The organism is Paucibacter sp. JuS9, from assembly GCF_044043925.2.
Lineage (GTDB): Bacteria > Pseudomonadota > Gammaproteobacteria > Burkholderiales > Burkholderiaceae_C > JAUASW01.
In genome coordinates this window covers 1126554-1138382 of record NZ_CP194172.1, presented here as the reverse complement: position 1 = coordinate 1138382, position 11829 = coordinate 1126554, and the positions used below count along the sequence as shown (strand labels likewise).

The window sequence follows — 11829 nt, the reverse complement described above, 5'->3', positions numbered from 1 at the left end:
GGCGCCAATGCCCTCGCAACTGACCCTGCTGCCTCAAGATCCGACCGCCCTGCGCAGCCTCATGGCCGCGGCCGTCGAGCCCATGCTGCTGCTGGACGCCTCGCTACAGGTGCTGGAGGCCAACGAGGCAGCGGTCCTGCAATTGGAGCTGCAGGTCGGCGGCGAACTGCACGGCCTGCTCACCGCCACCGGAACCAAGCTGCTGGACTGGCTGCGACTGGCGGTCCAGGCCCATGCTGAAGGCCGGCGGATGCCGGCGGCACCCTCGGTACAGCTGCGCAACGGCAGCTGCGCCCATGTCAGCCTGGCGAGCCAGGAGCCGCAGCCCGGCGACCCGGCGAGATGGCTCTTGCAAGCCCAGCCGGAAGTGGCCCGGCCCCGCAAGGCGCGCAAGGCAGCAGTCAAGCCGATGGCGCCTCAGCATGCCGAACCTGCGCTGGAGTCCAGCCGCGAGCAGGCCGAGCGCGCCTACGACGAAATCGATCAATGGCTGGCGCTGAGCCCGCAGCCGATGGTGCTGTTCGAAGCCGGCGGCCTGCTCTTGCGCTGCAACGCCAGCTTCGCAGCGCTGATGCCGGGCTCGCCCAGCACCCTGCACGAAACACCCGCCGCCATCCAGAATCTCCTGGGCTGGCAACGCGGCCGCATGCTGCCGGCCCTGCAGGGAACGCAGGCCTTGCAGACGCAGGCCAGCCTGGTCGACACCAGCGGCCGCACGCGCTGGCTGCAGGCGCAGGTGCAGCGCCAGGCCGGTACCGCACAGCGCTACATGGCCGTGCTGCTGGACCGAACGGCCGAACAGGAGCGCGACCTGGCGCATCAGCAGCTCGATGCCCTGATGGACACCGCCGGCGTCGGCCTGGCCACCTTCCAGCAGGATGCCGGCTGGCTGCGGCCGCGCACGTCCGCCAAGGACAGCGGCGGCGGTAGCAGCCATCCGCTGGCCGGCCTGCAGGGCGTGGGCCGCGACATCGTCGAGCCCGAATCGCTGCCCGAATTCGAGAAGCTGCAACAGGCCTTGAAGAAGGGCGAGCGGCTGGAGGTCGAGTACGCCGTTCGCCACCCGGAGCTCGGGCAGCGCTGGCTGCTGACCCGCGTCGAGCCTGGCGCCCTGGCCTCGGGTCAGCAGACGCTGTCGGTGGTGACGCTGGACGTGACGGCGCGCCACCAGGCGCAGACACGCAACGAGCAACTGCTGCGCGAGCTGACCACCATCATGGACAGCTCGGGCCTGGGCATGGCCTATCTGCGCGGCGAGCGCCTGGTGCGCTGCAATCCCGGCTTTGCCCAGATGCTGGACCTGCAGCCGCGCGCTGCCAGCGCCGGCACGCCGGTGGCCGAGTTGTTCGCCGGCCTGCCGACGCTGGGCCGCGAGCTGACGGCCGCCCTGCCCTCGCTCGACCCGCAGGAGGCCTTCGAGGCCGAGTTCCAGCCCACGGGCGAATCGCAGCGCTGGCTGGCGCTGAGCCTGCGCCGCGTGCGGCCGGCCCTCGGCCATGAACCGAGCGAGCCCGAAACGATTGTGGTGATCAGCGACATCAGCCGCCTGAAAACCCAGCAGACGCAGCTGCAGGCGCTCCTGCAGGAGCGCGAACTGGCACTGGAGCGCGAGCGTGCGGTGCTCGATTCGGTGCAGGCCGGCATCGTCACCGTGGGCAGCACGGGCATCGAATGGATGAACCGCTCGGCCCGCCGCATGTTCGGTGGCGACCTGGTCAATTTCGCCGGCGCACCGATCAGCGTGGTGGCCACCAGCGACCCGAAGCATCCATTCCGCCGCAGCAGCTGGCTTGAGCAACTGGCGGAAGGCGAGGCCGAGAACTTCGAATGCCAATTGCAGGCGCGCGACGGCCGGGTGTTCTGGGTATTCGGCAATGTGGTGAGCACCGGCCAAGGCACGCAGGGTCGGCAGCTCACCTATGCGCTGCTGGATGTCGAGCGGCGCCGCCAGGCCGAGGCGCAAACGCTGCAGGCCCAGGCCTCGCTGCGCCGCATCATCGAGACGGCGCCGCTGGCGATCGGCCTCTTCGATGCCGGCACGCTGCGCATCGAACAGATCAACCAGGCCGCGGCCGCGCTGGCCGGCCGGCCCGAAGCCGAGCTGCTGGGCTGCTCGCCAGAGGAGCTGTTCGGGCCCGAGCGCGGCGGCCACATTCGCGCCGACATGCTGGCAGCGCGCAGCTCGGGCGAGGTGACCCAGCGCGACTACGAGCTCTCGCTGCACGGCGAGATGCGCATCTGGGACGCCCGCTACACGCATCTCGTGGATCTGAGCGACGGCAGCCCGGAGCAGTTGCTGCTGGTTGCCAGCGACGTGACCTCGCAGCGCGCCGCCGAGGCCGCGCGCCTGGAAGCAGCCATCGCGCAGCGCGAACTGCTGGTGCGCGAGGTACACCATCGCATCAAGAACAATCTGCAAGGCGTGGCCGGGCTCCTGCAACAGATCGCGGCGCGGCGCCCCGAGGTGGCGGGCGTCATCAACGAAGCGGTGGGCCAGGTCCAGGCCATCGCCCAGGTCTATGGGCTGCAGGTCGGCAGCACCGGGCCTTTGCGGCTGCGCCGCGTGGTGGAGTCGATCACCGGTTCGGTGCAACGAACGTTTGGCAGGGTCATCCACCTGGCCGTGACCGGCCCGCAGGCCGAGCAGGTGCATCAATGGTCGCTGCCCGAGGCCGAGTCGATTCCGATTGCTCTGTCGCTCAATGAACTGCTGACCAATGCGGTCAAGCATGGCCCGGCCGATGGCCTGCATTGCACGGTGGTTTGCGAGGCCGACCATGTGTTGATCGAGATTCGCAACCGGGGCTCGCTGCCGCCCGGATTCGATCTCGCACAGCTGCGCGGCGGCGTCTCGGGCCTGGGCCTGGTGCGCGCCTTGCTGCCGCGGCGCAGCGCCCGGCTGAGCCTGGAACAGCAGGGTGAGGAAGTGGTCTGCCAGGTCGAGCTGCGCCCGCCGGGCCTGAGCTTCCTGCTTCCCCTATGATTCCAGAGAGAAAAGGACCGCAACGGTGACAAGCAAGGGCAAGATTCTGGTGGTGGACGACGACCGGCTGGTGCTGGCGACGGTGGTCCATGGCCTGTCGCAAGCCGGCTACGAGGTGATCGACGCCGACAACGGCGACGATGCCATCCTGCTGGCGCGCGAGCACCGCCCCGAGCTGGCGCTGCTGGACATCCGCATGGAAGGCATGTCGGGCTTCGACGTGGCCGAGTACCTGCGCCAGTCCTTGCAGACACCCTTCATGTTCCTGTCGGCCTTTGCCGACGAAGCGACGCTCACCCAGGTCAAGGAACTCGGCGCCGTGGCCTATCTGGTCAAGCCGCTGGACATCCACCAGATCGTGCCGGCCGTCGAGTCCGCGTTTGCCAACATCAAGGCCGGCAGCAACACGCCGCGTCCGGCTGCAGCGCCGACGGACGGCAGGGAAATCATCGCGACGGCCCTCGGCGTCCTGATGCACCGCTATTCGCTCTCGCGCCAGGAAGCGCGCACGCAACTTCAGGCCCTGGCTGAGAGCGAGCAGCGTTCACTGGACGATCAGGCCCAGCGCCTCGTGGAGGCGGTGGAGCTGCTGGCGGCTAGTCGGCCAGCGTGAAGTAGAAGCGCGCGCCGCGCCCCACTTCGGACTCGGCCCAGATCTCGCCCCCATGGCGGCGCACGATGCGCCGCACCGAGGCCAGGCCCACGCCGGTGCCCTGGAAATCGCTGGCGCTGTGCAGGCGCTGGAACACCCCGAACAGGCGGTCCGCAAAACGCATGTCGAAGCCGGCACCGTTGTCGGCCACGACGAAGACGCGCTGGCCCTGGTCGATCACCGTCTCGAAACGCACTTCGGCCTTCTCACATTTGCCGCTGTACTTCCAGGCATTGCCCAGCAGGTTCTCGAGCACCATGCGCAAGAGCGTCGGGTCGCCGTGCACGCTCATGTCGGGCGCAATGGTCAGCGCGACCTCGCGCTCAGGCGCGCTGCGGCGCAGGTCCTCGCAGACGAAGCTCGCCACCTGAGACAGGTTGACCGGCTGGCGCGACAGGGGCTGGCTGGACAAGGCGCTCAGGGACAGCAGCGAATCGATCATGCTGTTCATGCGGGCGGCAGCGCCCATCACGCGGTCGAGATGGTCGGTGCCGATGCGGTCCAGCGCGCGGCCGTAGTCCTCTTTCAGGATGCGGCTGAAGCCTTCGACCACGCGCAGCGGCGCGCGCAGGTCGTGCGAGACCGTGTAGCTGAAGGCCTCATGATCGGCCCGCGCGGCCTCGGCTGCCTCCATCGCGGCCTGGCCGGCCAGCGAACCCGCCGGCAGAGGCCACAGCGTGAGCAGCCGCAGGCCCGGGCTCAGCACCCGCCAGCCGAAGACCCAGTCGCCGACCTGGCCCTCGCCCTTGCGCAGGGCTTCCTTGGCCTGGGCGTCCAGACCGCGTTGCGCGTCGATCCAGGCGCCACCGCGCACTGCAGACTCACGCTGGCCCAGCCACTCGGCCGCGGCCGAATTCAGGTCGACCAGCCTCGGGGCTTCATTCGCTTCAACGAGCAAGGCCGGGCCGGGCATGGCACGCAGCCAGTCGAGCCGGCTGGGTTGCTGGGCCGGCACCTGGCGTGCCGTGCCGAGGTAGCCGCAGAAGCGGCCACTGGCATCGAGGCAGACCTGGGCGCGCAAGAGCCAGCGGCCCGAGAACTGCGCGGCCGCGCCACCGTCGATCTGGCCGGCGACTTCCAGCTCGCCAAACGGCGCCTGCTCGTCGAGGCGCTGGCGCAGGCTGGCGCCGGAGCTGCCACTGCCGAGTTCGGGCAACTCGAAGCGTTCCCACAGCGACTGCGTGGCCGTGGCACCCACCCATGAAGAGGCCGGCGCGCCCAGCGGCGCCTGCCAGCGAACGAGATGGTGCTGGGCATCGGTCTGCCATTGCCAATCGGGTTGCAGATGAACGAGTGCCTGCGCATGGATGCGTGCCTCACGCAAGGCTTCGGCATAGCGCTGGCGTGTCAGGCGCACGCCGACATGCCAGCCCACCGCCGTCATCAGCACCACCAGCACACTGCTGAGCAGCAAGGTCAGCAAGACCTGGCCCTGTTGCGAGCGCTGCGGCTCGGCGAGCACCAGCCAGAGCAGCGCCGCGACTACGGCTATCGACAGCGCCAAGCCGAAGGCCCACCACGGTGGGCGGCGCAACGCGGCACTGGCATCGCTGAGGCTGTTCATCGCGGGCATTGTAGGAGCGCGCGCACTTCTCAAGCCCCTCGGGCACCTGCCGATAACCCGAGGAGGCTCGCCCCGGCTAGACTGGGCCATCCTGGCTCATCAATCGCTTGATTCCTCCCCCATCCATGACCGCGCCAGACCAGCAGCCGCCGGCGTCTGACACATCCGAAGGCCCCGAGGCCCTGCCCCAATTGCCCGCCAGCCTGAGCCTGGCGGACCTGCAATTGCTGGCGGATCAATTGCCTCTGGGCCAGCTGCTGATCGACACCGCCCAGGCCAGGGTGCTGCACCTGAACCGCGAAGCCGAGCGCCTGCTGGGGCTGCGCCGGCCGCAGGTCCTGGGCCGCACCGTCGCGCAAGCGCTGGAGCCCGCCCTGGCCGCGCTTTGCCAGCCTGCACGCTGGCTGGCCCTCGCCCATGGCCGCCGCAGTGCCCGCGAGGAATTGACGCTGGCCACGCCAGCGGGCAATCGCAATCTGCTTCTGCAGCGCAGCGTGCTGGCCTGGAGCGGCCTGCGCAAACCCGTGGGCATGCTCACGCTCTCCGACCTCGGCCCCAAGCGCCAGCTGGAGCGAGCGCTGCGCGAGAGCGACACGCGCTTCCGTGAAGTCACCGATGCAGTGCGCGAATGCCTGTTCGTCACCACACCTGAATGGGATCGCCTGCATTTCGCTTCGCCGCTGTTGTTGGATACGCTTGGCCTGAACAGCCTGGACCTGCGCCAGGGACCCCAGCTGATACGCGAACGCATCCATCCGGACGACCGCGCGCTCTACGACCGCCGCCTGCTGGCGCAAGCCCAAGGAGAGCCGAGCGACCTGGTGCTGCGCGTCCAGCATCCCAGCCGGGGCCTGCGCTGGGTGCGCCTGCGCACGCGCTTGCAGGCGCATGGCCAGAGCGAATCCCTGGTCTACGCCATCCTGGCCGACGTGACCGAAGAGCATGAGCGCCATCGCGAGCTGCAGCGCGCCCGCGATGCCGCCGAGACCGCCAGCCGCGCCAAGAGCGCCTTCATGACCACGATGAGCCACGAGCTGCGCACCCCGATGAACGGCATGCTGGGCATGACCGAGCTGCTGCTGGGCACGCGGCTCGATGGCCTGCAGCGCCACTACGCGGAGACGGCCTACCGCAGCGCCGAAGGCCTCAACAAGCTGCTCGACAACGTGCTGGACTTTGCCCGCGCCTCGGCCGGCCAGCTGGCATTGCAGGCCGAGGAATTCGAGCTGACCGCGCTGGCGGAGCGCCTGCATGCGCAGTTGCGCCCGCGGGCCGAGGCCAAGGGCCTGCATCTGGACTTGCGGCTCAGCGCCCTGTTGCCCGAGCGCGCCCATGGCGATGCCGAGCGCCTGCAGCAGGTCTTGCAGGCGCTGCTGGACAACGCAATCAAGTTCACCCACCAGGGTCGCGTGGCGCTCAATATCGGGCTGCAGGGCGGCACCGTGCAGCGCTTGCTGTTCGAGGTGGTCGACAGCGGCGAAGGCATCCCGGGCGATGCCCTGCCCAAGCTCTTCAAGGCCTTCACGCCTGGCGACTCCAGCCTGTCCAGACCGCATGGCGGCGCCGGCATGGGCCTGGCCACGGCGCGGCAGCTGGTGGAGCTGATGGGCGGCGAGATCGGCGCCGAGAGCCAGCCCGGCCATGGCTCGCGCTTCTTCTTCAGCCTGCCGCTGCATGTCGCCGAGAGCGCCACAGGCGTGACGGAAAGCACGGCAACCCAGCCTGGCGCGCTGGGCGATTCGCCTGCACATGCCATCCTGGTGGTCGAAGACAATGCGGTCAACCAGGAGGTTTTGCGCGAGATGCTGCTTCAGCTGGGCTACCGGGTCGATGTGCGTGCTGATGCACTGCTCGGCCTGCAGGCCCTGTGCGAGGAGCGCTACGACCTGGTGCTGATGGACATCCACATGCCTGGCATGGATGGCATGGAAGCCTTGAGCTGGTTCCGCAAGGGCCCGAGCGAGCGCTTCCCGTTCCGCACGCCGCCGGGCACGCCGGTGGTGGCGGTGACAGCCAATGCGCTGGATGGGGATGAACGCCGGCTGCTGCAACACGGATTCGATGACTATCTGTCCAAGCCGCTGCGTCGCAACCAGCTGCTGGACATGCTGAAGCGCCGCCTGCCGGCGGTCCCGGGAGATTCACCAGAACATCCAGCCATGGCGACAGCACCCAACCCACCGAATGAAACCGGCGCGAGCGCGCAGCTGGACGCGCAGGCCCTGGCACGTCTGCGCGAGCTGGACCCCAGCGGCAACAACCAGCTGCTCAAGCGGGTGATCCAGGCCTACATGAAGTCGCTGGAGCGATTGCTGCCCGAACTGGCCCAGGCCCGCGCCGCCGGCCTGGACCTGGGAGGCATCCGCCATGTGGCCCATACGCTGAAAAGTTCGTCTGCCAGCCTCGGCGCGCTGGCACTGGCCCAACGCTGTGCTGAAATAGAGGCGCTGGCCCGCACGGGCCAGACCGAAGGCCTGGAAGGCCTGCTGGACGCGATGCTTGCCGAAATCGAGGCGGTGCGTTCGGCCTTGGATCAACTGCTGACAACTGCTTCATGACTGCACTGGGCTCCCAGCTCGACGACGACCTGCCCGAGCAGCCGCGCGTGCTGCTGGTCGACGATGACGAGGTCAATCTCCTCCTGACGGCGATTGCCTTGCGCGAGCGTGGCTTTGACATCACGGAAGCCAGCGGCGGTGAACAGGCCCTGCGCATGATGGCGGAGTGGAGCCCCGACGTGATCGTGCTCGACGCCTTGATGCCCGAGCTCGACGGCTTCGAAACCTGCGTGCGCCTGCGCGAGCTGCCCGGCTTCGAATCGATACCGGTGCTGATGCTGACCGGCCTGGACGACGAGGCCTCGATCAACCGCGCCTACCAGGTGGGCGCGACCGACTTCTTCGTCAAGTCCAACCAGTGGAGCCTTCTGGCCGGCCGCTTGCGCTATCTCCTGCGCAGCTCACGCACCCGCATCGAGCTGGAGCGCAGCAAGGCCAGATTGGCCCGCGCACAAGACCTGGCGCGCATGGGCAGCTTCGAATGGCACCGTGATTCCGGCGACTTCATGCCCGCGGCCGAGGCCTTGCGCGTGTTCGGCAAGAGCCCGACCGAGACCCTCGATTTCATCGGCGCGATGCGCATGGTGCCCACCGACGAGCGGACCCAGTTCCTGCGCCTGCTGCGCGACGTGCTGGCCCACAACTCGGTTCTCGTCACAGACCTGCCGGTGACGCTGCTGGACGGCCGCCAGCGCGTCATCCACATCGAAGCCGAGCCCGAGTTCAACGAACATGGCAATTCCAGCGGCTATACCGGCGTGCTGCAGGACGTGACCGACCGCCGCCTGGCCGAAGACAAGATCCGCCAGCTGGCCAACTTCGATGCCCTCACCGGCCTGCCCAATCGCCACCAGCTGATCTGGCGCGCCGAACGAGCCATCGACCAGGCTCGCCGCAGCGGCCATGAAGTGGGCTTGCTGCTGATCGACCTGGACCGTTTCAAGATCATCAACGACACGCTGGGCCATGCCGCAGGCGACGAGCTGCTGATGGAAGTGGGCCGCCGCCTGCGCCGCTGCGTGCGCCATTCCGACCAGGTGATGGAAGGCATGCTGGAAGCCGTGGGCTCGCGTTCGCACCGCTCCCTGGAGGCCGTGGGTCGCCTGGGCGGGGACGAGTTCGTGGCCCTGCTGCCCGAGATCGTCGACGAGCGCGATGCCGAGCGCGTGGCAGACCGCGTGCTGGAGGCCATGCGCGAGCCCTTCTTCATCGCCGGCCAGGAATGTTTCGTCACCGCCAGCGTGGGCATTGCCATCTATCCGCGCGACGGCATGAGCATGGCCGACCTGCTGCGCAATTCCGACGTGGCCATGTACGCGGTCAAGAACCAGGGCCGCAATGCCTCGGCGCTCTACACGCCGCAGCTGGCCGGCCGCGGCCGCGAGAAGCTGGAGCTGGAGTCCGCACTGCACAAGGCCATCGAGCGGGACGAAATCGTCCTGCACTACCAGCCCAAGGTCGATGTGCGCTCGGCCCGCATGGTCGGCGCCGAAGCGCTGATGCGCTGGAAGCGCGGCGACAAGCTGGTGCCGCCGGGCGAGTTCATTCCGCTGGCCGAGGAAAGCGGCCTGATCGTGCCGCTGTCCGAATGGGCCTTGCGCGAGGCAGCCCGACAGGCCAAGGTCTGGCAACTGAACTTCGGCTTTGCCGATTCCATCGCCGTCAATTTGCCGAACCGCCTGTTCGAACGCTCCGACCTGGTGGAGCACATCCATCAGTGCGTCAGCAGCTACGGCGTGCCGCACCGCGCCATCCAGCTCGAGATCACTGAAACAGGCCTGATGAAGGACCTGCAGAACGTGATTCCCGCGCTGCACCGCCTGAACGAAGTCGGCGTGGAAATTTCCATCGACGACTTCGGCACCGGATATTCCTCGCTCGCCTACCTGACGACGCTGCCGATCTCCGAAGTCAAGATCGACCGCAGCTTCGTGCGCGACCTGGGCATCACGCCGCAGAGCTCGGCCGTGGTCACGGCCATCATTGCGCTGGCCCGTTCGCTGGGCTTGCGAGTGATTGCCGAAGGCGTGGAAACGCTGCGCCAGATGGAAGTGCTGCACCGGCTGGGCTGCTCGCTGATGCAGGGCTTCCTGTTCAGCAAGCCCTTGCCGCCAGATGAACTGGAGCAGTGGCTGGCCAACACGGTGCTGCCCCGCAAGGCACCCTGGATTGGCCAGGCCAGCCTGGAGGGGCCGACCCCCGACCCCGTCAACGACCTGGCTCGCCCGGCGGGCCAGCGCTAGGACCCGCGCATGAAACAAGCTCCGGCCCAGATAGCCAAGGCCGCCTTCCGCCAACTGGCCCTCGACAAGCTGGAACCCACGCCGGAGAACTATGCCCGCGCCTATGCGGCTGAATCCGGCGAATCGCAGGGCGCCAGCGATGCATTGCCCGAAAAGGTCGAGCGGCTGCTGTCGCGCTTGCTGACCCAGGGCGTGCATGAAGCGCAGGCCCGGCTCGAGATTGGCACCGCCACACGCGAAGGCCGCTGGGACGACGCTCTGCGCCGCCTGGAGAAGCTGGCTCAGAGTGAAAGTTCGGGCGCGCAGGCGGAGTCGCTCGCCATCCTCCTGGAGCGCCTGGTGCGAGGCCTGGAGCGCGGTGGCAAATCCTGGACCGTGGCGCGCAAGAAGGACGGGCTGCAGCGCGTGCTGGAAACCAATCGCAGCGACTTCCAGCGCCTGCTCGCGCGCTTGCGCCAACTGGTCGCGAGCTGGGACAGCGATGCCAGCGGTGGCTCGGTCGACACCGCAGTGGATGACAGCGAAGGCGGCACGCCCAGTCAGTTCTTCACTGAAGACGAGATGCAGCAGGAGCCGGCGCCGACAAGCGCCAGTGGCAGCCTCGAGACCTTGCTGCCCGCGAGCGGCAATGGCCGCTGGCCCGATGTGGCCGGCAGCCTGCACAGCACCGTTCAGCATGCCTTGAAGATCGAAGATGAGCGTGCCAAGCTCCTGATGCTCGAGCTGGACCAGGCCCATGGCCGCCTGCAAGGCGGCAGCGTCAACGAAGCCGAAGCGAGAGAGATGGAATCGCTGTGCCAGCGTGCCCGCCTGATGCTGGACCACCGCGCCCATCTGTTCGGCGAACTGGGCGGCCTGGTGCGCGAGCTCACGGCCAGCCTGGCCGAACTGGCCGAAGACGACTCCTGGGCCCAGGGGCAATGCGAAGCCATGAACAACCAGCTCTCGCAGGGGCTGTCGGCGCGCGGCGTGCGCTCGGTGGGCGAACTGCTGAGCGGCACGCGTGAGCGCCAGAAGGTGATACGCGAGGAGCGCAGCAAGGCCCGCGATTCGCTCAAGACGCTGATCCACAAGATGCTAGAGGAACTCGGCGAGCTGGGCCAGCACACCGACCGCTTCCAGGACAGCGTCGGCCGCTATGCCGAGGTGATCGAGAAGGCCGATTCGCTGGAGAGCCTGGCCGGTGTGGTGCGCGAGATGGTCGAGGAGTCGCGCACCGTCCAGGCCCTGGTCAAGCAGACCCAGGGCCGCTTGAGCGACGAGCATTCGCGCGCCAGCGAGCTGAGCAAGAAGGTCGATGCGCTGGAAGACGAGCTGCGCCGGCTTTCCGCCGAGGTGCAGACCGACCAGTTGACCAAGATTGCAAACCGCCGCGGCCTGATCGCCAGCTTCAGCACCGAGCAGGCCAAGTTCGAACGCGAAGGCACGCACCTGTCGCTGGCCTTGCTCGACATCGACAATTTCAAGAAGCTCAACGACACGCTGGGACATGCCGCGGGCGACCAGGCCCTGGTGGCTCTGGCGGCCCGTTGCACCGAGCTGCTGCGCCCGGGCGACCTGGTGGCCCGCTATGGCGGCGAGGAGTTCGTGCTGCTCCTGCCGCGCACGCCGATCGATGAAGCCGTGCAGGTGCTGACGCGCCTGCAGCGTTCACTCTCGGCCAGCCTCTTCATGCATGAAGGCCAGCAGGTCTTCGTGACCTTCTCGGCCGGCGTCACGCTCTATCGCCAGGGCGAGACCCTGGAGGTCGCACTCGACCGCGCCGACGAGGCCCTCTACCAAGCCAAGCACACCGGCAAGAACCGGGCATGCGTGGCCGAGTAGCGCTC

Annotated in this window: 6 protein-coding genes and 1 pseudogene; 6 read left to right on the top strand and 1 reads right to left on the bottom strand. The window is 68.2% G+C overall.

The genetic code is table 11. The annotated features are described in order from the left end of the window. Positions 1 to 7 precede the first annotated feature (7 nt). From ABT392_RS04960 to ABT392_RS04950, 3 genes and pseudogenes are all read left to right on the top strand, one after another. Positions 8 to 1867, top strand: a pseudogene (locus ABT392_RS04960) (PAS domain-containing protein); the annotation flags it as partial. Positions 1868 to 1966: 99 nt separating this feature from the next. Beyond that, positions 1967 to 2983 (top strand): sensor histidine kinase, encoded by a 1017-nt coding sequence (locus tag ABT392_RS04955; RefSeq protein ID WP_464970979.1) that lies wholly within the window; start codon positions 1967 to 1969, stop codon positions 2981 to 2983. 25 nt (positions 2984 to 3008) lie between these two features. Continuing rightward, positions 3009 to 3596, top strand: a complete 588-nt coding sequence (locus ABT392_RS04950; protein ID WP_395386441.1) for an ANTAR domain-containing response regulator — start codon at positions 3009 to 3011, stop codon at positions 3594 to 3596. Here the strand turns inward: ABT392_RS04950 and ABT392_RS04945 are convergent. Next, a complete protein-coding gene (locus ABT392_RS04945; RefSeq protein WP_395386442.1) occupies positions 3580 to 5199 on the bottom strand; it encodes a sensor histidine kinase in 1620 nt (539 codons plus the stop codon). The two genes, ABT392_RS04950 and ABT392_RS04945, sit on opposite strands and share 17 nt — an antisense overlap. 125 nt (positions 5200 to 5324) lie before the next feature. On the opposite strand from ABT392_RS04945, the gene ABT392_RS04940 reads away from it, so the two are divergent. From ABT392_RS04940 to ABT392_RS04930, 3 genes are read left to right on the top strand one after another with little or no spacing between them, the layout of a single operon-like run. After that, positions 5325 to 7757, top strand: a complete 2433-nt coding sequence (locus ABT392_RS04940; RefSeq protein WP_464970920.1) for a hybrid sensor histidine kinase/response regulator — start codon at positions 5325 to 5327, stop codon at positions 7755 to 7757. Further along, positions 7754 to 10000: a putative bifunctional diguanylate cyclase/phosphodiesterase gene (locus tag ABT392_RS04935; RefSeq protein ID WP_395386444.1), complete on the top strand. Its 2247-nt coding sequence runs from the start codon at positions 7754 to 7756 to the stop codon at positions 9998 to 10000. Before ABT392_RS04940 ends, ABT392_RS04935 begins: the two co-directional genes overlap by 4 nt. A gap of 9 nt (positions 10001 to 10009) precedes the next feature. Beyond that, entirely contained in the window at positions 10010 to 11824 is a 1815-nt protein-coding gene (locus ABT392_RS04930; RefSeq protein ID WP_395386445.1) for a GGDEF domain-containing protein, read from the top strand. Positions 11825 to 11829 lie beyond the last annotated feature (5 nt).